Origin of the sequence: Micromonospora sp. NPDC005254 (genome assembly GCF_042872525.1) — a bacterium.
Taxonomy (GTDB): Bacteria; Actinomycetota; Actinomycetes; order Mycobacteriales; family Micromonosporaceae; genus Micromonospora.
The window spans coordinates 45,978-69,362 of sequence record NZ_JBIAKM010000014.1; the positions used below are offsets into that span (position 1 = coordinate 45,978).

The 23,385-nt window shown below is 70.2% G+C and carries 18 protein-coding genes and 1 pseudogene; 15 read left to right on the forward strand and 4 right to left on the reverse strand.

What is annotated here, in order from left to right:
• The 7 genes and pseudogenes from ACFYPR_RS31155 (at position 1) to ACFYPR_RS31185 (ending at position 9,938) form a co-directional block, all read left to right on the forward strand.
• Positions 1 to 975 carry an ABC transporter permease gene (locus tag ACFYPR_RS31155; protein ID WP_387264160.1) on the forward strand — a complete coding sequence of 325 codons (975 nt, stop codon included), beginning with the start codon at positions 1 to 3 and terminating at the stop codon, positions 973 to 975.
• 2 nt (positions 976 to 977) lie between these two features.
• Positions 978 to 1,955, forward strand: a complete 978-nt coding sequence (locus tag ACFYPR_RS31160; RefSeq protein WP_354857244.1) for an ABC transporter permease — start codon at positions 978 to 980, stop codon at positions 1,953 to 1,955.
• Positions 1,956 to 1,965: 10 nt separating this feature from the next.
• Entirely contained in the window at positions 1,966 to 3,150 is a 1,185-nt protein-coding gene (locus ACFYPR_RS31165; protein WP_354857243.1) for a substrate-binding domain-containing protein, read from the forward strand.
• A gap of 7 nt (positions 3,151 to 3,157) precedes the next feature.
• Positions 3,158 to 4,009 carry a sugar phosphate isomerase/epimerase family protein gene (locus ACFYPR_RS31170; protein ID WP_355136690.1) on the forward strand — a complete coding sequence of 284 codons (852 nt, stop codon included), beginning with the start codon at positions 3,158 to 3,160 and terminating at the stop codon, positions 4,007 to 4,009.
• A 106-nt stretch (positions 4,010 to 4,115) separates the two neighbouring features.
• Positions 4,116 to 6,512, forward strand: coding sequence for an RICIN domain-containing protein (locus ACFYPR_RS31175; protein ID WP_355136692.1), 2,397 nt, complete (start codon positions 4,116 to 4,118; stop codon positions 6,510 to 6,512).
• A gap of 172 nt (positions 6,513 to 6,684) precedes the next feature.
• Positions 6,685 to 8,055 (forward strand): annotated as a pseudogene (locus tag ACFYPR_RS31180) (RICIN domain-containing protein); the annotation flags it as partial.
• 218 nt (positions 8,056 to 8,273) lie between these two features.
• The gene (locus ACFYPR_RS31185; RefSeq protein WP_387264163.1) at positions 8,274 to 9,938 is read left to right on the forward strand and encodes a glycoside hydrolase family 27 protein; all 1,665 of its coding nucleotides are present in this window, start codon (positions 8,274 to 8,276) and stop codon (positions 9,936 to 9,938) included.
• Between the two features lie 118 nt (positions 9,939 to 10,056).
• Here ACFYPR_RS31185 and ACFYPR_RS31190 read toward each other — a convergent pair whose 3' ends face one another.
• A complete protein-coding gene (locus ACFYPR_RS31190) occupies positions 10,057 to 11,157 on the reverse strand; it encodes a family 43 glycosylhydrolase (protein ID WP_387264165.1) in 1,101 nt (366 codons plus the stop codon).
• Positions 11,084 to 12,109: a LacI family DNA-binding transcriptional regulator gene (locus tag ACFYPR_RS31195; protein ID WP_387264168.1), complete on the reverse strand. Its 1,026-nt coding sequence runs from the start codon at positions 12,107 to 12,109 to the stop codon at positions 11,084 to 11,086. Before ACFYPR_RS31195 ends, ACFYPR_RS31190 begins: the two co-directional genes overlap by 74 nt.
• A 372-nt stretch (positions 12,110 to 12,481) precedes the next feature.
• Between ACFYPR_RS31195 and ACFYPR_RS31200 the strand changes: the two genes are divergently transcribed.
• From ACFYPR_RS31200 to ACFYPR_RS31220, 5 genes are all read left to right on the forward strand, one after another.
• Positions 12,482 to 13,837, forward strand: a complete 1,356-nt coding sequence (locus tag ACFYPR_RS31200) for an ABC transporter substrate-binding protein (RefSeq protein ID WP_387264171.1) — start codon at positions 12,482 to 12,484, stop codon at positions 13,835 to 13,837.
• Complete coding sequence (locus tag ACFYPR_RS31205) at positions 13,834 to 14,805, forward strand: carbohydrate ABC transporter permease (RefSeq protein WP_387264173.1); 972 nt, start codon at positions 13,834 to 13,836, stop codon at positions 14,803 to 14,805. Before ACFYPR_RS31200 ends, ACFYPR_RS31205 begins: the two co-directional genes overlap by 4 nt.
• Positions 14,802 to 15,626 (forward strand): carbohydrate ABC transporter permease, encoded by an 825-nt coding sequence (locus tag ACFYPR_RS31210; protein WP_354857223.1) that lies wholly within the window; start codon positions 14,802 to 14,804, stop codon positions 15,624 to 15,626. The genes ACFYPR_RS31205 and ACFYPR_RS31210 overlap by 4 nt, the downstream gene beginning before the upstream one ends.
• A gap of 3 nt (positions 15,627 to 15,629) precedes the next feature.
• Positions 15,630 to 16,778, forward strand: a complete 1,149-nt coding sequence (locus ACFYPR_RS31215; RefSeq protein WP_387264176.1) for a serine hydrolase domain-containing protein — start codon at positions 15,630 to 15,632, stop codon at positions 16,776 to 16,778.
• Between the two features lie 151 nt (positions 16,779 to 16,929).
• The gene (locus ACFYPR_RS31220) at positions 16,930 to 17,181 is read left to right on the forward strand and encodes a hypothetical protein (protein ID WP_354857220.1); all 252 of its coding nucleotides are present in this window, start codon (positions 16,930 to 16,932) and stop codon (positions 17,179 to 17,181) included.
• A 323-nt stretch (positions 17,182 to 17,504) separates the two neighbouring features.
• Here the strand turns inward: ACFYPR_RS31220 and ACFYPR_RS31225 are convergent, their stop codons facing one another.
• The gene (locus ACFYPR_RS31225) at positions 17,505 to 18,935 is read right to left on the reverse strand and encodes an endo-1,4-beta-xylanase (protein WP_387264179.1); all 1,431 of its coding nucleotides are present in this window, start codon (positions 18,933 to 18,935) and stop codon (positions 17,505 to 17,507) included.
• 736 nt (positions 18,936 to 19,671) lie between these two features.
• Between ACFYPR_RS31225 and ACFYPR_RS31230 the strand changes: the two genes are divergently transcribed.
• From ACFYPR_RS31230 to ACFYPR_RS31240, 3 genes are read left to right on the forward strand one after another with little or no spacing between them, the layout of a single operon-like run.
• A complete protein-coding gene (locus ACFYPR_RS31230; protein ID WP_354857216.1) occupies positions 19,672 to 20,679 on the forward strand; it encodes an ABC transporter permease in 1,008 nt (335 codons plus the stop codon).
• A gap of 40 nt (positions 20,680 to 20,719) precedes the next feature.
• Entirely contained in the window at positions 20,720 to 21,772 is a 1,053-nt protein-coding gene (locus tag ACFYPR_RS31235; protein WP_354857214.1) for an ABC transporter substrate-binding protein, read from the forward strand.
• Positions 21,772 to 22,587, forward strand: coding sequence for an ATP-binding cassette domain-containing protein (locus ACFYPR_RS31240; RefSeq protein ID WP_354857211.1), 816 nt, complete (start codon positions 21,772 to 21,774; stop codon positions 22,585 to 22,587). The genes ACFYPR_RS31235 and ACFYPR_RS31240 overlap by 1 nt, the downstream gene beginning before the upstream one ends.
• Before the next feature lie 73 nt (positions 22,588 to 22,660).
• Here the strand turns inward: ACFYPR_RS31240 and ACFYPR_RS31245 are convergent, their stop codons facing one another.
• On the reverse strand, positions 22,661 to 23,383 hold the full coding sequence (locus ACFYPR_RS31245) for a FadR/GntR family transcriptional regulator (RefSeq protein WP_354857210.1): 723 nt from the start codon (positions 23,381 to 23,383) through the stop codon (positions 22,661 to 22,663).
• Positions 23,384 to 23,385: the final 2 nt, after the last annotated feature.

A 23,385-nucleotide genomic window follows, 5' to 3' on the forward strand; every position in this document is an offset into this window, starting at 1 on the left:
GTGACCGCCCTGTCGCTTCGTCCGGCTCGACGTGCCGTGCCGGGCGTGTTCGTGGCCCTGGCCCTCACCCTGGTCATCGGCTGGCTGGTCGTCATGCTCGACGGCGGCCAGCTCTTCAACCAGTCGACGACGGTGAGTCTGCTGCACGTCGCGGCCGGCCTCGGGCTCGTCGCCGTCGGGCAGACCCTGGTCATCCTCGGCGGTTCGCTCGACCTCTCGGTGGCGTTCGTGATCAGCCTGAGCACCCTCGTGGCGGCCGAGGCGATGAACGGCAGCGACGGCGCGTTGCTCCCGGCGATCGGGCTGGCGCTCGCGGTCAGCGCCGCCGTCGGGCTGCTCAACGGTGTGCTCGTCACCAAGCTGCGGATCAACGCGTTCATCGCGACCCTCGGCGTCGGGTTGCTGCTCAAGGGCTATCTCGACAACGGTTACGACGGCCCGGCCGGCGAGAGCGCCCCGGCTCTCGTGCGGACTCTCGGGTACCAGCGGATCGGGCCGGTCCCGGTGTCCTTCCTGCTGCTGCTCGCCGTGACCGCGGTGGCCTGGTTCGCGCTGGCGCGTACCCGCTTCGGCCATCACCTCGTCGCCGTCGGCGGCGATCCGGAGGTCGCCCGGCTCTCCGGCGTCCGCAACGACCGGGTCCTCATCACCGCCCACGTGCTGTGCTCCCTCTGCGCTGGCCTGGCCGGCGTCTACCTGGCCAGCCGACTCGGCTCCGGCGCCCCACGGGTGGGCACCGAGGGGCTGTACGACCTGGAGTCGATCGCCGCGGTGGTCCTCGGCGGCACCGCCCTCGCGGGCGGGCGCGGGGGAGTCCTCGGCACGGTCGGCGGCGTGCTGCTGCTCGCCAGCATCGACGCGGTGTTCAACCAACTCGAGGTCGACGCGTTCTTCAAGCAGGTGATCCGCGGCGTGATCATCATCGCCGCGGTCGCCGTCTACGCCCGACGGGCCATGCGAAAGGCGGGGTCCTGACCATGCGGGTCGCCGAACGTCGTCCGCTGCCACTGCGGATCCGCACCGACGGGATCGCGCCGATCGTCGCGCTCCTGGCGGTTCTGCTGATCCTCGTCGCGTTCGTCCAGCCCGACTTCCTCGCGCCGTCGTCGCTGATGTCGTTCCTCGGGCGCTCCGCGCCGATCATCCTGCTCGCCGCCGGTCAGTACTTCGTGATCGTCTGCGGAGAGTTCGACCTCTCGGTCGGCTCCCTGGTCACGGCGCAGGTCGTCGTCGCCGCCCGGCTCATCGACAGCGATCCGTCGCGCACCTGGCCGGTGGTCCTGCTGCTGCTCGCCGGCGGCGCGCTCGTCGGGCTGGTCAACGGTCTGGTCACGACGGTGCTGCGGGTGCCGTCCTTCATCACCACCCTCGGCATGTTCCTGATCCTCGTCGGCGCCGTGTACCTGTGGTCCGACGGCGCTCCGAAGGGCGGGCTCTCCGAGGAGTTCCGCCGCTTCGGCCGACGGTCCATCGAGGACGTGCCGCTGCTGGGCCGGATCCCGTACGCGCTGCTCGTCCTGGTGGTCGTCGCCGCGATCGCCGTCGTGCTGACGCGCTCCGACTTCGGTCGTACGCTGGTCGCCGTCGGCGACAATCCGCGCACCGCCGAGCTGAGCGGCGTACGGGTCGCGCGCACCAAGACGATCGCGTTCATGCTCAGCGGCCTCGCGGCGGCGGTCGCGGCGATCCTCCTGGGCGGGTACAGCGGTGTGTCGTTCCAGGCCGGCGTCGGGCTGGAGTTCGGCGCGATCACCGCGGTCGTGCTGGGTGGGGTCGCCCTCGGCGGCGGCCGCGGCTCGGTCGTCGGGGCGATGCTCGGTGCCCTGACCCTCGAGACGCTCTTCGCGCTGATGAACTTCACCGGCGTCTCCGGTGCCCTCAGATCGACCGTCCAGGGCGTGATCATCCTGCTCGCCGTGGCGGTCTCGTCCCTGCGTTCCTCCTCCTCCAGATAAAGGTGATTCGATGAGACGAACCATGACCGCCCTGGCCGCGGCGAGTGTCCTGGTGCTCGCGGGATGCGCCACCGACGAGCCGACGGCGTCACCCTCGGGCACCGCCTCCGCGGCGGCCGGGTCGGGCACCGGGGAGCAGTCCAAGTTCTTCGTGCAGGCCGACTACGACAACGAGTTGGCCCTGCTCGACGCCGCCCCGACGGGCCCGGCCGACAAGCCGTGGGAGCAGGTGCTCAACCCGAAGATGGTGGACACCGCGAAGTTCAAGAAGCCCGGCAAGCACAAGATCTGCTTCTCCAACGCGGCGCTGAACAACCCCTGGCGGCAGGTCGGGTTCAAGACCATGCAGGCCGAGGTCGAGGCGCAGCGGAGCCGGATCAGCGAGTTCGTGCACGTCGACGCCGAGGGCAAGGACCAGAAGCAGATCGCCGACATCAACGATCTGCTCGGCAAGAAGTGCGACGCCCTCATCGTCTCGCCGAACACCACCGCCACGCTCACCCCGGCCGTCGAGGCCGCCTGCCAGGCGGGCCTTCCGGTGGTCGTCTTCGACCGGGGGGTCAACACCACCTGCCCGGTGACCTTCATCAACCCGGTGGGCGGCTACGGCTTCGGCCACGTGGGCGCGGAGTTCGTCAGTCAGAAGATGAAGCCCGGCGGCAAGCTGCTGGCCCTGCGCATCCTGCCCGGCGTCGACGTGCTGGAGACCCGTTGGTCGGCCGCGAAGATCGCCCTGGACAAGGCGAAGGTCGACGTCGTCGGGGTCGAGTTCACCGACGGCGACCCGGCCAAGACCAAGAAGATCGTGAACGACTACATCCAGCGGTACGGCACGATCGACGGGGTCTGGATGGACGCCGGAGCGGTAGCCGTGGCGGCGGTCGAGGCGTTCCAGGACGCTGGCAAGCCCGTACCGCCGATGAACGGCGAGGATCAGCTCGACTTCCTGAAGCTGTGGAAGGACAAGAAGCTCACCGCCATCGCGCCGACCTACCCGACGTACCAGTGGCGGACGCCGATCATCGCCGCGCTGAGCATTCTCGACGGAACCCAGGTCTCCAACCCGTGGAAGCTGCCGCAGCCCACGATCACCCAGGACAACCTGGACCAGTACCTCGACGCGAGCATGCCGCCGCTGCACTACGCGATGTGCGGCTGCCGCGACCTGCCGGGCTACCCCCAGCGCTGGAAGTAGGTTCGCGGTGTACGCCATCGGCGTCAACCCCTGGGTGTGGGCCTCGCCGGTCGACGACGAGGCCCTCGCCCGGCTGATCCCGCGGATCGCCTCCTTCGGGTTCGACGCGGTCGAACTGCCGATCGAGCAGCCCGGCGACTGGGATCCGGTCCGCACGCGGGACCTGCTGGCCGCGCACGGCCTCGTCGCGGCCGGGGTCTGCGCGGTGACCCCGCCCGGGCGGGACCTGGTGGATGCCACGCCGGCCGTCGTCGAGTCGACCGTCGCGTACCTCATGGGGTGTGTGGCGAGCGCGGCGGCGGTCGGCGCGCCCTGCGTCGGCGGCCCGGTGTACGCGGCGGTCGGACGCACCTGGCGGATGTCGGCGGCGGCCCGGGCGGACTGCTACGCCGACTTCCGGCGGGCTCTCGCGCCGGTGGCCGACCGGGCCGGCGAGTGCGGCGTGAGCATCGGCGTCGAGGCGCTGAACCGCTACGAGACGAGCGTGGTCAACACCGTCGAGCAGACGATCGAGCTGATCGACGGCCTGCCCCCGAGCGTCGGCATCATGATCGACACGTATCACATGAACATCGAGGAGGCCGACCCCTACGCCGCCCTCGCGCTGGCCGGTCCGCACATCAAGCACGTCCAGGTCAGCGGCACCGACCGGGGCGCGCCCGGCGCGGATCACTTCGACTGGCCCCGCTTCTTCTCCGTCCTGCGGGGCACCGGTTACCGGGGCGCGGTCTGCATCGAGTCGTTCACGGCAGACAACGCGACAATCGCCACCGCGGCGTCGATCTGGCGGCCCCTGGCCCCCTCCCAGGACCGCCTCGCCGTCGACGGCCTGCACCACCTACGGAAGGTCGTCGCCTGACCTGGCGTCGGCACGCCCACGTTGTTAGCGCTAACCACCACCCGCCACCCTCCGAACCCGCCTCGTCGAGGCGTCCCCCACCCCCACCACCACAGGAGACCGTCCCGTGTCCCTCTCATCCATCTCCGTGGCGCGCAGGCTCTTCGCCGGCGCCGCCACGGCGGCACTGACCGCTCTGGTCGCCGTGACCGCCTCGGCCACACCGGCCTCCGCGGCGACCACCACCCTCTACGCGTCCCCGTCCGGCAGCGGCAGCACCTGCTCCGCCAGCCAGCCGTGTTCGCTGGCCGGCGCGCAGGCAGCGGTACGGACGCTCAACAGCTCCATGTCCGGCGACATCGTCGTGGAACTGGCCGACGGCGTGTACCGGCTCACCTCGCCGATGCGGCTGACCGCCGCCGACTCCGGCACCAACGGCTACCAGGTGATCTGGCGGGCGGCGGCCTCGGCCCGCCCGACGATCAGCGGCGCGCGGGCGGTCACCGGGTGGTCGCTCGTCGACTCCGGAAAGAACATCTGGCGGGCCAGCGTCCCCGCCGGGCTCGACAGCCGCCAGCTCTACGTCAACGGCGCCGTCGCCACCCGGGCGCGGACGGCCGTGAACCGCGCCGACTTCACCTTCACCACGTCGGGCATGCGGTTCAGCAACAGCGCGCTGAACTACCTCAACAACCTCGGCAACCAGAACCGGGTCGAGGTGGAGAGCGTCGGCTCGTTCACCGACCGGTACTCGCCGGTGCAGAGCATCAGCGGCAACTTCCTGACCATGCAGCAGCCGGCCTGGAACAACAACACGTTCGGCTTCGACACCCTGTCCCGCCCGCACCGGGCCGGCCCGTTCTACCTGGCCAACGCGTACGAGTTCCTCGACTCGCCGGGCGAGTGGTATCTCAACCCCGGCAGCGGCCAGCTCAACTACATCCCGCTGGCCGGGCAGAGCATGAGCTCCGTCAGCGTGGAACTGCCGCAGCTGCAGTCCCTGGTCAACGTCGGCGGCACCTACGACGCGCCCGCGCACCACATCTCGTTCAGCGGTATCACCTTCACCGGCACCAGCTGGCTCGGCCCGAGCAGCAGCAACGGTTTCGCCGACCAGCAGACCGGCGCGCACATCGTCGGCACCTGGGCCCGCCCGTCCGACGCGTTGACCTCCTGCCAGGAGGGTTGCCCGCTGTTCGAGGCCACCCGCCCGAGCTGGGCCCAGATGCCGGCCGCCGTGCAGGTCTCGGCCGCCAACACCATCGCCTTCAGCGACTCCCAGTTCGTCAACCTGGGGCAGACGGCCATCGGTATCGGCAATGACGCCAACGCCCACGCCAGCGGCGTCGGCCTGGGCGCCAGCAACATCACTGTCACCCGTTCCGAGATCGCCCGCAACTCGGCCGGCGGCATCGTGGTCGGCGGCGTGCGCGCCGACGCCCACCACCCCAGCGACCAGCGGATGGTCAACCGGAACATCACCATCAGCAACAACCGGGTGCACGACCTCGGCCTGGAGTACCGCGGCGTGGTCTCGATCCTGACCACCTACGTGAACACCGCGCTGGTCTCGCACAACGAGGTCTACAACATGCCGTACACCGGCCTCTCGGTCGGGTACGGCTGGGGCGCCAACGACGCCGGCGGCAGCAACCACTACGCCAACCGGGGTCTCTACAACTACCAGCCCCGCTACTCCACGGCGACCACCGCCGCCAACAACCAGGTCATCGGCAACTACATCCACGACGTGATGCAGCAGATGACCGACGGCGGCTGCATCTACACGCTGTCGGCGAACCAGGGCGGGACCATCAACGAGAACTACTGCCTGCGGACCAACGGCTGGTTCGGGCTCTACTTCGACGAGGGCTCGCGCTACTACACCGCCCGCAACAACGTGTTCTCCTCCACCGGCACCTGGGCCACCGCCAACTACTACTACGCCGAGAACATGGGCAACTTCACGGTCACCAACAACTGGTCGACCAACGGCAGCACGAACGTGACCAACGGCGACCGCGGCAACGTCGTCAACGGCAACGTCACGGTCTCGAACGGCAGTTGGCCGTCCGGCGCGCAGACGGTGATCAACGCCGCCGGCGTGCAGAGCGGCGGCAGCACCAACCCGCAGAACGTGCAGCTTGTCGGCGTCCAGTCGGGTCGCTGCGCCGAGATCGGCAACTCCAGCACCACCAACGGGACGCAGGCCCAGCTCTGGGACTGCATCAGCGGCGCCGCCAACCAGCGGTGGACCCACACCGCGAGCCGGCAGCTCATGGTGTACGGCACCAAGTGCCTGGACGCTTCGGGTCAGGGCACCACCAACGGCACCGCCGTGGTGATCTGGGACTGCAACGGCCAGGCCAACCAGCAGTGGAACGTCAACGCCAACGGCACGATCACCGGCGCGCAGTCGGGTCTGTGCCTGGACGCCAACGGCGCCGGGACGGCGAACGGCACGAAGCTCATCCTCTGGGCGTGCAACGGCGGCACCAACCAGCAGTGGCAGCTGCGTAGCTGACATCTGGTTCGCCCCGGCCGGCCGCACCCCGGCCGGGGCGCCCCGGCAGCAGGCCGCCGGCAGATCGGGGCCCGCCATTTGCTGCCGGTCATCGACCAGCAGAAGTGTTAACGCTAACCCAAAACAGGTATCGCCCGCCCCCGCGGGCGTACCCCAGCATGGGAGTGAATTCATGGAAACCAACGGTGCGCTTCATCCCGCCGCTCCACCGAAGCGTCGCTGGCGGTCGGGGCTGGCCGCGGTGGCGGCGACCCTGCTCGCCGCCGGCGCCCTCGTCGGGGTGAACGCGGCGCCCGCGGCGGCGGCGACGGTGGACACCAACGCCTGGTACGTCCTGGTCAACCGCACCAGCGGCAAGGCGATGGACGTGTACGGCCAGGCCACCAACGACGGCGCGCGGATCACCCAGTGGACGCGCAACAACGGCAGCAACCAGCAGTGGCAGTTCGTGGATTCCGGCGGCGGCTTCTACCGGTTGAAGTCGCGCCTCTCCGGCAAGGTCCTCGACGTCAGCGGCGCGTCGACCGCCGACGGGGCGGCGATCGTGCAGTGGACCGACAACAACGCGGCCAACCAACAGTTCCGGCTGGCCGACTCCGACGCCGGAAACGTCCGGCTGATCGGTCGGCAGAGCGGCAAGGCCGTGGAGGTCCAGGGCGCCTCGACCGCCGATGGCGCCAACGTCGTCCAGTACGCCGACCTCAACGGCGCCAACCAGCAGTGGCAGCTGGCCAGGGTGTCGGGTGACACCGGGACCGGTGGGGGATGCGGCAAGAGCCCCACGCTGGCCAACGGCACCCACACGATCCAGAGCAACGGCAAGAGCCGCAGCTTCATCCTGCGGCTTCCCGCCAACTACTCCAGCAGCACCCGCTATCGGTTGATCTTCGCGTTCCACTGGCGGGGCGGCACCGCGGCCGAGGTCAACTCGGGCGGAACGAGTGGGACGCCGTGGTCCTACTACGGGCAGCAGGAGCAGTCGAACAACACCGCGATCCTCGTCGCGCCGCAGGGCCTCGGCAACGGCTGGGCCAACTCCGGCGGCGAGGACATCACCTTCGTCGACGACATGATCCGGTTGATCGAGGGCGACCTCTGCGTCAACACGGCGCAGCGTTTCGCGCTCGGTTTCAGCTACGGCGGTGGCATGAGCTACGCGCTGGCGTGTGCGCGGGCGAACGTGTTCCGGGCGGTGGCGGTGTTCAGCGGCGCCCAGCTCAGCGGGTGCAGCGGCGGCACCCAGCCCATCGCGTACTTCGGTCTGCACGGCATCACCGACTCGGTGCTTCCCATCTCCTCGGGGCGGTCGTTGCGGGACACGTTCGTCCGCACCAACGGCTGCGCCGCGCAGAGCCCGCGGGAGCCGGCCTCGGGCAGCCGTACGCACATCACCACCGCCTACTCCGGGTGCCGGGCCGGATATCCGGTGCAGTGGGCGGCGTTCGACAACGGCCACATGCCGGGGCCGGTGGACGGCACGTACGCCGAGAGCGGCATCACGACCTGGACCAAGGGCGAGGTGTGGCGGTTCTTCGCGCAGTTCTAGCGGTCCCGCTCGGCGACCGCGACACTGTCGCGTCGACGCCTGGACGTCGACGGGCGGCACGTCGAAACATGGAAGTAGTTGAATTCGATGAAACGGCTCCGTAATATGGCCGGCGTCTGCTGTTAACGCTAACAGTGGGCGCGTAGACATTCATGATGCCCGCCTCATCCGGGCGGCTGTCCCTGAAGGACGGCATCACGAAAGGATGCTTCCGCATGAAGCGAATCGTCCGAGCCCGGCACTGGGGGCGGGCAGCGGCGGCCGGGCTGCTCCTGGCCGCCGTCCTCGTGGGCCTGCGCGCCCCGGTGGCCCAGGCACTGGAGAACGGCGTCGCCCGGACACCCCCGATGGGGTGGAACAGCTGGAACTCGTTCGGTTGCAACATCAACGAGGGGCTGATCCGGCAGACGGCCGATGCGATGGTCAGCAACGGCATGCGCGATCTGGGCTACCAGTACGTCGTGGTCGACGACTGCTGGTTCAACCCGAACCGCGACAGCTCCGGCAACCTGCAGGGCGACCCGACCCGCTTCCCCAGCGGGATGAAGGCGCTCGGCGACTACCTGCACGCCCGAGGGCTGAAGTTCGGCCTCTACCAGGTGCCGGTCGACAAGACCTGCGCCCAGTACTTCAACAGCTACCCGGGCGCGACCGGCAGTCAGGGCCACGAGGCGCAGGACGCCCGGCAGTTCGCCGCCTGGGGCGTCGACTACCTCAAGTACGACTGGTGCTCCCCCAACGGCAGCATCAACGATCAGGTCACCACGTTCGCGAAGATGCGTGACGCGCTGGCCGCGACCGGCCGGCCGATCGTCTACAGCATCAACCCCAACAGCATCCACGCCAAGACCGGTCCGCAGCGCAACTGGGGCGACGTGGCGAACATCTGGCGGACCACCGAGGACATCACCAACGCGTGGGACACCGGGCAGACCAACGGCTACCCGATGGGCATCCAGAACATCATCAACGTCAACGTCCCCCTGGCGCCCTACGCGCGACCGGGTGCGTTCACCGACCCGGACATGATGGAGGTCGGCCGGGGCGGCATGAACGACACCGAGATGCGCAGCCACTTCGCGATGTGGGCCGTCATGGCGTCGCCGCTGATCGCCGGCAACGACGTGCGCAGCATGAACTCGGCGACGCAGACCATCCTCAAGAATCCGAACCTGATCGCCATCAACCAGGACTCCCTCGGGTTGCAGGCCAGCCAGGTCTCGTTCGACGGCACCCGCCGCGTGCTCGCCAAGCGGCTGGCCAACGGTGACGTCGCCGTCGCCCTGTTCAACCAGGGCGGCTCGACGACGACGATCTCCACCACGGCCGCCGCCGTCGGCAAGTCCGGCAGCTCCTTCACCCTGGTGGACGCCTGGAGCAACGCCACCACCACCAGCACGGGCAGCATCTCCGCCAGCGTCCCGGCGCACGGCACTGTGGTGTACCGGGTCAGCGGCGGCGGCACCAGCACCCCGCCGCCGACCACGCCCCCGCCCGGGACCACCTCCTTCGCGCTGGCCAGCGTCGCCTCGGGCCGCTGCCTGGACATCCCGCAGAGCAACACCACAAATGGCACCCAGCCGGTGATCTGGGACTGCAACGGGGCCGCCAACCAGCGCTGGACGGCCAACGGGCAGACCCTCCAGTCGCTCGGCAAGTGCCTGGACGCGCCCACCAACGCCACGGCGGGCAGCAAGGTCCAGATCTGGGACTGCAACGGCGGGGCCAACCAGCGGTGGACCCTCAACGCGAACGGCACGATCAGCGGGGCGCAGTCCGGCCTGTGCCTCGACGTCAACAACAACGGGACCGCCAACGGCACCACGGTGCTCCTCTGGTCCTGCACCGGGGCCGCCAACCAACGCTGGACCCAGCGCTGACGGCAGTACCGACAGGTCCGGGCCGGGGCGGCGGCGCCCCGGCCCGGACCTGCGTCGTCGCAGGTCGCCCGCCCGTCCGCCGCGACCGGGCCCGGGCGTGGCCAGGTGGCCCTCCGGATCAGGTCGCGGCGACCGTCCCCGCCGCCTGGATGGTCAGCCCGGTCGACGCGTCGTAGCGCACCGGAATGGGGTCGGTGAGTTCACCGACGAACGACCCGTCGACGTGGTCGAGGAAGCCGATGAGCGACCAGTCGTCGGCCGGTCCGGGGACCAGCCGGGGCGCGTACAGGTGCGGGTGGGTGACCGGCCGGGCGGCCGCGATGTCCCACGGGCCGCGGACGCTCCGCCCGGTCGCCACCCAGATCCGGTGGTCGTCGCGTCGGGCGCTGGCGGTCGCGTCGGTGGAGAACAGCAGCAGGGGCTGCCCGTCGACGACCGCGACCTGGGGCACCTCCAGGTGACCGAACCCCGCCGGCGTCGACAGCGGCGGTCGGACGGTCCAGGTGAGCAGGTCGGGGGAGGTGGCGTGGCCGACGACGCCCCGCGTGTCCGCCGTTCCCGTGTTGGCGCGTGCCGTGATGAGCATGTGCCAGCCGTCGCCGTCCGGGTCGGGAAACACCCAGGGGTCGCGCCACGCCTGCTCGTACCACAGGTCGGTGTCGAGCAGTTCGTACCACATCGGGTCGGCCTGCACGACCGGACCGGAACCGTGACGATGCCAGGTGATCAGGTCGTCGGAGACGGCCAGACCGATCCGTTGGACGAGCCCGTCCTCGGCGCGGGAGACCCCGGTGTAGTAGAGGTACCACCGCCCGTCCGGGCCGCGGACGGTGCACCCGGTCCAGGTCGCGAGGTCGTCCCAGGCCGGCGCGTCGGCGGGGACCACGGCGTCGGCGACCAGACGCCACGTGTGCAGGTCCGTCGAGACGGCGTGGCCGATCGAGGCGCGGCGGTGGCGGCGGTGCGGGTCGTGCAGGGCGCGGGACGCGCGCAGGAAGAACACGTGCCAGAGGCCGTTGTCGTCCCGCGCGTACCAGCTGTCCCACACCCAGTGGTCGGCTAGACGAAGCATGGCCGGAAACGTAGCACTAAACCGGTTTAGCTGACGAAGGCGTCGACCCCGCCGACGTCGTAGGGCGCTCGGGTCAGCCGGCGGGGGGCGCGAGGGACCGCCGTCGGCGCAGCGGCATCGCGACGAGTGACGGCTCGGCGGGGCCACCGTCGAGGAGCAGCTCGACCGCGCGCCGCCCCATCTGCTCGTGGGGCAGCGCCGTGGTGGCCAGGCTGGGGCGCAGCCAGGCGGCTATCGGGTCGTCGTCGAACGAGATCACCGAGATGTCGTCCGGGACGCTCAGGCCCGCCTCGCCGAGCGCCTGGTAGGCGCCGAAGGCCAGCCGGTCGTTCATGCAGATGACCGCGCTGGGTCGCGACGGCCTGCTCAGGAGCCCGCGCATGGCGGCGTAGCCGTGCTCGGGCAGCCACTCGGTGCAGAAGCACTCCGCGAGGAGGCTGACGCCCGCGTCGCCCAGCGCCTGCTGGATGCCGCGCAGGCGGGCCCGGGCGGCGAGGGAGATCTCCGGGTCGCCCTCCTTGAGCCGGTTGCGGCCGATCAGCGCGATGGCGTCGCGGTGGCCGTGCTCCAACAGGGCGGTGGCGACGGAGCGACCGGCCCGGTCGTCGTCGGGAAGGACGCAGGGCAGGCCGTCGGCGCTGGTGGCGTTGAGCAGCACCACCGGGCCGCCGAGGATGGCCGGGGGCACCGTCAGTCGCCGGGTGGCCATGGCGGCGTAGATCACTCCGTCGACCTGTCGGTCGAGCATGGCCTCGATGGCGTACTGCTCGAACGTGGCGTCACCCTGCGTCTCGGTGATGAGCAGCACGTGGTCACGCTCGCGGGCCGCGTCGAGCGCGCCGCGGATGAGACCGCCGGCGAAGCGGGTGGTGGCGACGATGTCGGAGACGAACGCGATGGTCGCGGTCTTGCGGGTACGCAGGCTGCGCGCCGCGAGGTTGGGACGGTAGCCCAGCTCCTCGGCGGCGGCGAACACGCGCTGGTGTGCCTCGGCCGAGAGCCGCGTGCCCTCCCTGCCGTTGAGCACCATCGACGCGGCGGTCTTGGACAGCCCGGCTCGCCGCGCGACGTCGGCCAGGGTTGCTCTGTTGCGGCCCATCAGTCCTCCGAATCAGGCGCGGTGCCACGGGCCCCGCTCCTGCCCATCATGATGCGTCGGCGCCCGGACTCTGGCCCCGGTCGGGTCGGGCGTCGTGTGAAGTCGATGTTTCCGGACCGTTGCCAGGTTGTCCTTGACAGCCTCCCGCGTCACGCGCATGCTCTGCTAAATCAGTTTAGCGACCACTTTTGGCGCGTCTGGAGACGTCGTCGGCCGCCGTGCTGAGGGTCAACGGTGGCCGGAACGTCTGCTGCGGCCGGGCGACCGCCACGACGTACCTGTCGTGGCTGTTCAGCCGGTCGCGGTGGTCCCGGTGGAGCCGTCGCGCGGCCCTGAGCCGCGGGACGCGCGGAGGAATCTAGGAGTCATTAAATGGCAGAATTGCTGACGAAAAGCCCGCGACGCAGAGCGGTCATCCTCGCGCCGCTGCTGGTGATCGGGCTCGCCGCGACGGCGTGCAGCGCTCCGGGAGCCGACCGGTCGTCGACCGCCGGGCCCGACGCCGCGGTCAAGACCGACCTGGGCACCGCGCCGATCAAGCTGGAGATGTACGCGGAGACCGGCTTCCCGCTGGCCAAGGCGCTCGCCGACGAGTTCACCAAGCAGCACCCGAACGTCACGTTCGCCATCCGCGAGGACCAGTTCACGGTGATCGTGGAGAACGCGCCGCGCGTCATGGCCTCGGACAACGCGCCCGACATCATCCGGCTCCCCACGATGGTCGACCTGGTGAAGGACGACCTGCTCAAGAACCTCGACCCGTACGTCAGCGCGTACGGCTGGGACAAGTTCCCGGCCTCGCAGCTCATGCAGTTGCGCGTCGGCGACAACACCCGGGGCACCGGCTCGCTCTACGGCATGGGGCTCGGCTACAGCGTCACCGGCGTCTTCTACAACAAGAAGCTGGCCAGCCAGGTCGGCATGACCCAGCCGCCGGCCACGGTCGCCGAGTTCGAGCAGCTGCTGGCGAAGGCGAAGACCAGCGGGGTCCAGCCGATCATGCAGTTCAACAAGAACACCGCGGGCATCAACTTCCCGCACCAGGCGCTGCAGAACCAGTTCGGTGACCCGGCCCAGGTCGCCGACTGGATCTTCCAGAAGCCGGGGGCCACCTTCGACACCCCGGCCGCGCTGAAGGCCACCCAGACCATCCAGAAGTGGGCCCAGGCCGGCTACTTCCCGAAGGACGCCAACGCCCTGGACTACGCGGGCATGGTCGGGCAGTTCCAGAAGGGCAACGGCCTGTTCATGTTCAACGGCGACTGGGAGTCGGCGAACCTGGACAAGGCGATGCCCGGCAACGTGGGCTTCTTCCTGTTCCCCGGCGAGGCTGCCGGCGCCAAGCACGTCGCGATGTCCGCCCCCAACACCTTCGGCGTCTCCGCGAAGGCCAAGAACCCGGACACCGCCGCGTACTTCCTGAACTGGGTCCACACCAACGCCAAGGCGCGGGAGATCGCCGTGACGGTCGGCGGTTCCAGCCCGGGCGGCCCGAGCGACCTGCCGGTGCCGGCCGCCGCCCCGAACACGGTGCTGGCCGAGACCCTCAAGGCGGCGCAGCAGCTCGGGGCCGAGAACGGCGCGGTGGACTTCACCGCCAACGCGACCGGCGGCATCTTCGCCGCCGCGATCACGCCGGAGATGCAGAAGCTGGTCGCCGGCCAGCAGACGCCCGAGGGATACGTGAAGGCGGTCCAGGCCGAGTACGCGAAGGAACTGTCCCGATGACGTCTGCCCTCGGCAGCGCACCAACCGGGCGGGACGACCAGGTGTCGCCGACGGGTCGTCCCGCCCGTTCCACGTCCACGCGGGCCCACCGACGCCGGTGGGCCCGCGCGGCCGGGACCGGCTGGTTGTACGTCCTGCCCGCCCTGCTGATGTACGCGGTCTTCGTCCTGCGCCCCCTCGCCCTGACCGTCCAGTACTCGTTCTACGACTGGAACGGGATCGGCGTCGCCCGCTGGGCGGGCCTGGACAACTACGTCACCGTGTTCACCGACAGCGACCTGCTGAAGATCATCTCCAACGCGATCATCCTGATCGTCTTCTTCAGTTTCATCCCGGTCGCGTTCGGGCTGCTGGTGGCGAGCATGGTCCGCCGGATCACCACCGGCGCGTTCGGGACGGTCGTCCGGACGATCCTGTTCCTGCCACAGGTCATCCCACTCGTCGCGGCTGGCATCGCGTGGAGTTGGCTGCTCTCGACCAACGGGCTGGTCAACCAGGTGTTGCGCGCGCTCGGGTTGGGTGGCCTCGCCCGCGCGTGGCTCGGCGACTTCGACACGGCGCTGCCCGCCGTCGGGGTGATCGGCGCCTGGGTCCTGCTCGGTCTCTGCACGATTCTGCTGGTCACCGGCATGAGCAAGATCGACCCGGCGCTCTACGAGGCCGCCCGGCTGGACGGCGCGGGGCCGGTCCGTGAGTTCCTCGCGGTGACCCTGCCCAGCCTGCGCCAGGAGATCGGGGTCTGCCTCACCGTCACGATCATCGCCGCCCTGGCGAGCTTCGACATCGTCTACATCTCGACCAGCGGAGGCCCGGGTCTGCAGACCACCGTTCCCGGCCTGGAGATCTACCGCCTCGCCTTCTCGCAGCGTCAGGTCGGGCTGGCCTCGGCGCTCGCCGTCGTGCTCATGCTGCTGGTGCTGGCGTTCGTGCTGCCGATCCAGCGACTGACCCGCAAGGAGAAGCCGTGAACCTGAGCCGACGTGAGCAGGTGACCGGGCGAGTCTTCCTGATCGCCCTGATCCTCGTCACCTTGCTGCCGTTCGTGAGCATGCTCTCGGCCGCCCTGCAACCGCGCGGCACCGTACCCGACGGGCTGGCCTGGCCGTCCGACCCGCAGTGGGGAAACTTCGCCGACGCGTTCACCGCCGCCAACATGGGCGCGCTGCTGCGCTCCAGTCTGCTCATCGTGGCAGGCGTCGTACCGGTGTCGGTGCTCATCGCCACCATGGCCGGCTTCGGGCTGGGCCAGTTGCGGGTGCCCGGCGGCCGGCTCGTCTTCGGCCTGCTGCTGCTCGGACTCACCCTGCCGTTCGAGGCCGTGGTCACCCCGCTCTACTACCAGATGCAGGACCTCGGGCTGCTCAACACCCGGTGGGCCATCATCCTGCCGCTGATCGGCCTCTACATGCCGTTCGCGGTGTTCTGGATGCGTGCCCACTTCACCAACGTGCCGGTCGAGCTGTCCGAGGCCGCCCGGGTGGACGGCAGCAGCACCTGGCAGCTGTTCTGGCGGGTCCAGGTGCCGCTCGCCCGACCGGCCATCGCGTCGCTGACGATCCTGATGTTCCTGTGGACGTGGAACCAGTTCCTGCTCGCGATCGTCCTCGTCGACGACGCCACCAAACGCACGATGGCCGGGGCGCTCGGTGCTTTCCAGGGCCAGTGGGGCACCGACCTGGTGCTGCTGTGCGCTGGTTCGCTACTGATCCTCACCCCTACCCTCATCGTGTTCCTGATCTTCCAGCGACAGTTCATCAAGGCCCTGATCCAGGGCTCACTGAAGGGATAGGCAGTGGCCACGCAGATCCACGGCGACGTCGACGAACGCTACGGGCGCGTCGCCGACGCGTTCCGCGACAACTTCACCTCCCGGGGCGAGGTCGGCGCCGCGGTCACCCTCTACGTGCGGGGCCGCAAGGTCGTCGACCTGTACGGCGGGCTGGCCGACACCCGCACCGGACGGCCCTGGACGGCGCACACGCCGGCCGTCGTCTTCTCCTGCACCAAGGGAATCCTGGCGATCTGCGCGTACCTGCTGGCGCAGCAGGGGTGGCTGGACCTCGACGCGCCCGTGACGCGCTACTGGCCGGAGTTCGGTCAGCACGGCAAGGCGGACATCCCCGTACGCTGGCTGCTCACCCACCAGGCCGGCCTGCCGGCCCTGGACCGGCCCCTGACCCTCGACGAGGTGCTCGCCTGGGACCCGGTCGTCGCGGCGATCGAGGCGCAGACGCCGCTGTGGCAGCCGGGCACCGCGCACAGCTACCACTCGATGACCTACGGGTGGCTCGTCGGCGAGGTCATCCACCGCGTCACCGGCCAGCTGCCCGGCGCGTACTTCCACGACACCCTCGCGCGGCCGCTGGGACTGCGGACCTGGCTCGGGCTCCCCGCCAGCGAGCGCGACACCGTCGCCTGGGATCTGGCGCCACCGCCGGACGCCGATCCGTTCGTCGACCCGGTCGCCGAACGGGGCATCACCATGGGTGGCGCGTTCGCCTTCCCCGCCGACGCCGACGGTCTGGTCAGCTTCAACGACCCCGCCATCCAGGCCGCCGGCGTCCCGGGCGCGGGCGCGGTGAGCACCGCGGACGGCCTGGCGCGGCTCTACGCGGCCTGCGTGTCCGACCTGCGGGGTGGCCCCCTGCTCACCGGGGCGTCGGTGGACGACGCGGTCGTCGTCCGCTCCCAGGGTCAGCAGCGACACGGCCCGCCCGACACCGGCCAGCGCTGGGGCAGCGGCTTTCTGCTGCACTCTCCGCCGGCGCGGCCGCTGCTCGGGGAGCGCAGCTTCGGCCACGACGGCGCCGGAGGAAACCTCGCCTTCGCCGACGCGCACCACGAGGTGGGGTTCGGCTACGTGGTCAACCAGATGTACTCCGCGGGCGACGAGCGCGCCAACCGGTTGACCGCTGCCGTCCGCTCCAGCCTGGACGCCTGAGCCGGCCGGCTGCGGTGTGAGTCGGCGCCGCACGGGGTAGGCAGGACGTCGACGGCGGCCACGCAGCGAGATGCCGCCACGATCCGACGGGGTGACCGACTGTGCGCGACTCCCACCTGCCGGCGGGTGCCGGCCGACACGGACGTCGGCGATGACCGAGCCGACGGTGGATCCCGCGCAGGCGCTGGCCGAGTTGAGCCGGATCAGACTCGACGAGATCAGCCTCGACGACATGCTGCGCCGGGTGGCCACGCTGGCCAACCGGAGCGTTCCCGGCGCCAGGGAGGTCTCGGTCACCCTGGTCCGGAATCGCGCGGGTTGGACCGCCGCGTTCACCGGCGATCTGGCCCGCGAGCTGGACGAGCGGCAGTACGAGCAGGATCGGGGCCCGCAAGGTGCGTGACGTCGCGGAGGCCCTGGTTGCCAGGGTGGTCCAGAGGACTCGGGTGTGAGCAGGCGCCGACCTGCGCCGGACGTCCGTCGCGGTCACCACCTGGGCCCCGCCGTGGGTGCACCTCGCGCTGCTGCTCCTGCTTCTTGGCGTACGGGCGGTGGCGCGGCGACGTCGACGACGCCTGGCCGGCCCGCTGGCGCTGGCCCGGGAGCAGGACGGCCAGGCGTCCGTACGCCGTCCATCTGATCTTCTGGTAGTACGGCACCCCCGGGGCGCGCGGCACGTCCGCGACGCCCCGGGGGTGCCGGGGTGGTGAGCTGAGAGGGGACGGATCAGCTCGCGGTGCAGGTGGGGGTGCCGGACGGGCTGGCACCGGTGCCCTGGAAGCCGAACTCGGTGCTGGCTCCCGCGCCGACCTGGCCGTTGTAGTCGACGTTGCGGAAGTCCACAGTGCCCGACGAGCCGCTGGCCTGCGCGCTCCAGGTGTTGGTGACTGCGGTGCCCGAGGGCAGCGTGATCCGGACCGTCCAACCCCGCAGGGCCGTCGAACCGGCGGTGACCTTGACGGTGGCGACGAAGCCGCCGTTCCAGGAGTTCAGCGACACCGAGGCCGAGCATCCGGCACCGGTCGGCGGCGGGGTCGTGGGCGGCGGAGTGGTCGGCGGCGGAGTGGTCGGCGGCGGGGTGGTGGGCGGCGGGGTCGTCGGCGGCGGGGTGGTCGGGGTGGGGGTTCCGCCGGAGTTCAGGGCATTGAGGACCGAGGTGTACGCCGCCTTCTTGTTGCCCGAGCGGTCGAACAGCAGGGGGTTGTCGTTGCCGCGCCACGAGTCGCTGTCCCGGACACCCCACACCGTGATGCCGGTGCAGCGGGGAATGGCCAGGCAGGCCCGCGTGACCTGGGCGTAGGCGTTGGCCTGGTTGGAGCCCTGGGTGATGTCCAGCTCGGTGATCTGCACGTCGACGCCGAGGTCGGCGAAGCGCTGCAGGTTGGCCTGGTAGTCACTGGGCACCGAGGTGCCCAGGTGGGACTGGAAGCCGACGCAGTCGATGGGCACGCCGCGGGACTTGAAGTCGCGCACCATGTTGTAGATGCCGGTGGACTTCGCGTTGATCCCGTCGGTGTTGTAGTCGTTGTAGCAGAGCTTCGCGCCCGGGTCGGCGGCGCGGGCGGCGCGGAACGCCGCCTCGATCCAGTCGTTGCCGGTGCGCTGAAGGTTCGAGTCCCGCCGACCGCCGCCGCCACCGTCGGCGAACGCCTCGTTCACCACGTCCCAGGCGTAGATCTTGCCGCGGTAGTGGGTGGCGACCTGCGTGACGTGATTGATCGCGGCGTTGCGCAGCGCGGTGCCGGACATGCTCTGCGCCCAACCCGGCTGCTGCTGGTACCACAGCAGCGTGTGGCCGCGGACGATCATGCCGTGCGACTGGGCGTGGGCGACGATCTGGTCCCCGCCGCTGTAGCTGAACCGACCCTGCTGCGGCTCGGTGGCGTCCCACTTCATCTCGTTCTCGGGAGTGAGCTGGTTGAACTCCCGGTTCACGATGGTGGCGAACTGGCTGTCGGACAGCTTGAAGGCGGGTACCGCCGCACCGTAGTAACGGCCCTTCTCGGCCGCCGAGGCACCCAGAGTGGTGCCGGCGTTGGCGGCGGAGGTCACCGCCACCGTCGCGGCGACCGCCGCGAGGGTGGCCGCGAGCGGCATCAGCACCCGACGGCCCCGGATCCGGGGCCGCGGTGCGCGTTCGTCGGGGATCTTGTCCATGGTCCTGCCTTTCGAGGTGGTGGCGGCCGGAGTCGAGGGTCGCTGCCAGACCGGCGGTGGGCTGCCCGTGGGAAACCGCTCGGGGTGGATGTGGGCGGGCCCGGGGACGGTGCGACAGGTCGCCAACGGCGATGCCTGAGGGCGGACGTCATGACGGAGCGACCGCGTGCGCGGACGCGGGAACACGGCGTACGCCGGACAGGTGTGGCTCGGACAGGTCACCGACCGTCGACCGGGTCGCGGGACCCGATGCCCTTCGAGGTGCCGGTGACTCCGAGCGGGAGGGACGTGCCCTCGACTCCGTGGCGGAACATAGCATGTTATCGATAACATGCTCAAGGTGAGCGATGGCCGGGCAGCGAGCCTCTCCGGCTATGACGCCCGCGCGGCGAGTTCCAGGCGTTACCGCTAACACTGGCCTGATGCGACGGCGGGTCGATGGTGGACGAAGGGCGTTCGCCGCAGCCCTTTGCCAGCAACGCTTTTTTGGTCGGACGTATGGTGCGCGACGCGTGCATAACGATGCCACAACATGCCTGTAAGACCTTGGCAACATGAGTGTGACCGTGGGAAGGTAACGCCTGATCGCAGGAAACATCCGATCTATCGCGCAGGCGCTGCGGGGAGTGGCCCGTGTGTGACGTCCTGGGGAGGTCCGGTTGCTGAGGAATGCGTCGATCACCGGCGGGGACGCGTGTCGAGCCGGGGACACAGTGGACGAGAGCCGGGCCCGGCGATGAGTGCGGCCGAGGCGACTGCGGAGCCCCAGGGCGGCGCGCTCAACGACTGGTTGCGGGAGCGCATCTCGCACGCGCTCAGTGAGTTCACCGCGGCCACCGCGCTCGTCGTCCTGTTCATCGCGTTGAGTTTCGCCAGTCCCTACTTCCTGACGGCCGACAACCTGTTCAACATCGGCGCGCAGACCGCTGTGATCGCCATCATCGCCGCCGCGCAGACGATGGTCATCATCACCCGGGGCATCGACCTGTCGGTCGGCTCGGTCGCCGCGCTCGCCGGAGTGGCGGGAGCGATGGTCGTCCGTGACCTGGGTTTCCCGCTCCTGGCGGCGACGGCGGTCGCGATCGGTGTCGGTGCCCTGGCCGGGCTGCTCAACGGGCTGCTGGTGACCGTCGCCCGGATACCCCCGTTCATCGCGACGCTGGGGACGATGTCGGTCGGCCGGGGCCTGGTCTTCATCATCACCGGGGCGGTCGGCGTCTACGGTCTGCCCCGATCGTTCCAGCTGCTCGGCAACGGCGAGATCATCGGTATCCCGTTCGCTGTGGTGATCACCGCGGTGGTCGCCGTCGGGGTCGCGTTTCTGCTCTCGCAGACCCGCTTCGGGCAGTACACCTACGCCATGGGGTCCAACCTGGAAGCCGCCCGCCGCTCCGGCATCGGGGTCGGCCGCCACCTGACGTACGTGTACGTCCTGGCGGGTGTGCTGGTCGGTCTGGGTGGCATGATCGCCGCCTCCCGGGTCAACTCCGGCCAGCCGAACTACGGCATATCGCTGGAACTCGACGTCATCGCCGCCGCGGTCATCGGCGGCGCCAGCCTGTTCGGAGGGCAGGGCCGGATCGTCGGGACCATCATCGGCGCCTTCCTCATCGCCCTGGTCCGCAACGGCGCCGTCCTGCTCGACATCAGCATCCACTACCAGCAGGTGATCGTCGGCCTGATCATCTGGGCCGCCGTCTACTTCGACCAGTACCGCCGTCGGCGGCTGGAGTCACGGGGCTGACATGCCGTTCCCGGAGTTCGACAGAGGAAGGACGCACACCATGTCACACACCACCACCAGCCGACGGCCACGAGGGCGTCTTCTGCGCGCACAGGTCATCGTCGCCGTCGCCGCGGCGACCGCTCTGCTCAGCGCGTGCGGCGGAGTCGAGGTCCGCGACGGAGGCGACGGCGCGACCAAGGACGCGGCCGGGCCGCTGAAGCTCGCCGTCGTGCCGAAGGCTGTCGGGGCCGACTACTGGAACACGGTGAAGGCGGGCGCCGAGTGCGCCGCGCAGCGCGCCGGCGACGTCACGGTCCAGTGGGACGGGGTGACGACCGAGACGGACGTCGAGGGCCAGGTCAACCTGATCCAGAACTTCGTCACCAAGAAGGTCGACGGCATCGTCTACGCGGCCACCGACTCCCGGGCGTTGGCGCCGGCCACCGACCAGGCGCTCGGCGCCGACATCCCGGTCGCGATGATCGACTCGGGCACCAGCCCCCAGCCGTCGAGCGTGCCGCTCTTCGCCACCGACAACAAGGCGTCGGCCGTCGAGGCGGCCAAACTGCTCGCCACCGAACTGGGCCCCGGCAACCACGACGTGGCGCTTGTGGAGTTCCAACCCGGCTCGCAGACCAACACCGAGCGGGTCGACGGCTTCAAGGCCGGCCTCGCGCAGTTCCCCAACCTCAAGCTGGTCGGGCAGCAGCCCAGCCGCAGTGACGTCAACGAGGCGCGGCGGGTGACCGAGAACATCCTGACCGCGAACCCCAACCTCGCCGGCATCTTCGCGGCCAACGAGCCGAGCGTGCTCGGCGCCGCGCAGGCCATCCAGGCGGCCGGCAAGTCCGGCAAGGTGGTCATCATCGGTTGGGACGCCGCCCCCGACGAGATCGCGGGGCTGCGCAGCGGTCAGATCTCGGCGCTGGTCGTGCAGAACCCGTTCAAGATGGGCTACTTCGGCGTCGACAAGATGGTCAAGCACCTTCGGGACAAGGCGCCGCTGGCGTCGGCCGACACCGGCGTCACGTTCGTCACCAAGAAGAACATCGACTCGGCGGAGATCAAGGCGGTGCTCGAGCCCAGCTGCGCCAACCCTCCGGTGCAGTGATGGACGCCGCCCCGACGACCACCGTCGAGACCGACCAGCCGGCCGCCGACGAACCGCCGGTGCTCGAAGCCCGTGGCATCGTCAAGCGGTTCGGCCACGTCGAGGCGCTGCGTGGCGCGGACTTCACCGTCCACAAGGGCGAGGTCGTCGCCCTCATCGGCGACAACGGCGCCGGAAAGAGCACGCTGATCAAGACGCTGTCCGGTGTGCACCCGCCCGACGAGGGTGAGATCCGGGTGGGCGGTCGTCCCGTCCACTTCGCGACGCCGGTGGACGCCCGGCGCGCGGGAGTGGAGACCGTCTACCAGGATCTCGCGGTCGCCGACGATCTCAGCGTCGCCGCCAACCTCTACCTCGGGCGGGAGATCCTGCGCTCCGGGCCGCTCGGCCGGCTGGGGCTTCTCGACAAGCGCGCCATGCGGCAGGGGGCCGCCGCGGCGCTCGCCGAGCTGGGTGTGCGGATTCCCCGGGTCACCACGCCGATCGCGATGCTGTCCGGTGGGCAGCGGCAGTGCGTGGCGGTGGCGCGGGCGATCATCTGGGCGACGAACGTGGTCATCCTCGACGAGCCGACCGCGGCGTTGGGCGTCGTGCAGACCGGGCGGGTGCTCGACGTCGTCCGCCGGGCCCGTGACGCTGGCATGTCGGTGGTGCTGGTCAGCCACAACATGCCGCAGGTGCTCGAGATCGCCGACCGGGTGGAGGTGCTGCGCCTGGGCCGACGGGCGGCGCGGCTGCGTGCCGACGAGGTCACCACCGACGACCTGGTCGCGGCGATGACCGGGAGCACCGGCGCGGAGCGGGACGAGCGGTGAGGGCGATCGCCCGCCCGTGACCGAGCGCGAGGGGCCGGCATCGGTTCCGTTGGCGCGCGGAGCGGGCGGGCGATCACTGCGCCTGCGCGTCGACGCCCGTCTCACCCTCGTCGGGCAACCCCTGTAGCGACTCCTCCACACCGATCAGGTGGTTGGCCATCCGGGTGCGGGCCCGCTCCGGGTCGCGCGCCCGGAGGGCCTTGAGGATCGCCACGTGCTCGTCGTGGGTACGCCGGTCCGCGCCCTCCTCGTGCAGGCTCCGCCAGAGTCGCCCGCGCAGGGTGCGCCCGGCGAACGCCTCGATCAGGCCGATGAGCACCGGGTTGTCGGCGTGTGCGGCGATGATCCGGTGGAACGCGATGTCGATTTCCATGATCCGCTCATGGTCCTGCGGCGACCGACCGGCGATCCGGGCTGCCTCGTCGAGCAGCTCCCCGGCCTGGGCGAGGGCCTCGTCGGTGATCCTGGTCGCCGCCAACCGGGCGGCCTCGCACTCCAGCAGGCGGCGGACGGTGTGGATGTGCCGCCCGTCGCCCTGGCCCTGGAAGTCGACGACGAAGCCCATCGGGGCAAGCAGCTGCGGCGCGTCGAGGTTGGTGACGTACGTGCCGTCGCCCTGGCGGATGTTGACGATGCCGAGGATCGACAGCGCCGACATCCCCTCGCGCAGCGATCCCCGCGAGACGCCGAGGGACTCGGCGAGGTCCTTCTCGATGGGCAGCCGATCCCCGGGCTTGAACGTCCCTTCCAGGATCATCCGCTTGATGCCGTTCACCACTTCGTCGGTGCGGGACATGA

Excerpts from the sequence above, each read along its gene's own strand:
- ACFYPR_RS31235 (WP_354857214.1), top strand. The coding sequence starts at position 20,720 with ATGTCACACACCACCACCAGCCGACGGCCACGAGGGCGTCTTCTGCGC.
- ACFYPR_RS31160 (WP_354857244.1), top strand. The coding sequence starts at position 978 with ATGCGGGTCGCCGAACGTCGTCCGCTGCCACTGCGGATCCGCACCGAC.
- ACFYPR_RS31185 (WP_387264163.1), top strand. The coding sequence starts at position 8,274 with ATGAAGCGAATCGTCCGAGCCCGGCACTGGGGGCGGGCAGCGGCGGCC.
- ACFYPR_RS31195 (WP_387264168.1), bottom strand. The coding sequence starts at position 12,109 with ATGGGCCGCAACAGAGCAACCCTGGCCGACGTCGCGCGGCGAGCCGGG.
- ACFYPR_RS31165 (WP_354857243.1), top strand. The coding sequence starts at position 1,966 with ATGAGACGAACCATGACCGCCCTGGCCGCGGCGAGTGTCCTGGTGCTC.
- ACFYPR_RS31225 (WP_387264179.1), bottom strand. The coding sequence starts at position 18,935 with ATGGACAAGATCCCCGACGAACGCGCACCGCGGCCCCGGATCCGGGGC.
- ACFYPR_RS31240 (WP_354857211.1), top strand. The coding sequence starts at position 21,772 with ATGGACGCCGCCCCGACGACCACCGTCGAGACCGACCAGCCGGCCGCC.
- ACFYPR_RS31245 (WP_354857210.1), bottom strand. The coding sequence starts at position 23,383 with ATGTCCCGCACCGACGAAGTGGTGAACGGCATCAAGCGGATGATCCTG.
- ACFYPR_RS31205 (WP_387264173.1), top strand. The coding sequence starts at position 13,834 with ATGACGTCTGCCCTCGGCAGCGCACCAACCGGGCGGGACGACCAGGTG.
- ACFYPR_RS31200 (WP_387264171.1), top strand. The coding sequence starts at position 12,482 with ATGGCAGAATTGCTGACGAAAAGCCCGCGACGCAGAGCGGTCATCCTC.
- ACFYPR_RS31220 (WP_354857220.1), top strand. The coding sequence starts at position 16,930 with ATGACCGAGCCGACGGTGGATCCCGCGCAGGCGCTGGCCGAGTTGAGC.
- ACFYPR_RS31230 (WP_354857216.1), top strand. The coding sequence starts at position 19,672 with ATGAGTGCGGCCGAGGCGACTGCGGAGCCCCAGGGCGGCGCGCTCAAC.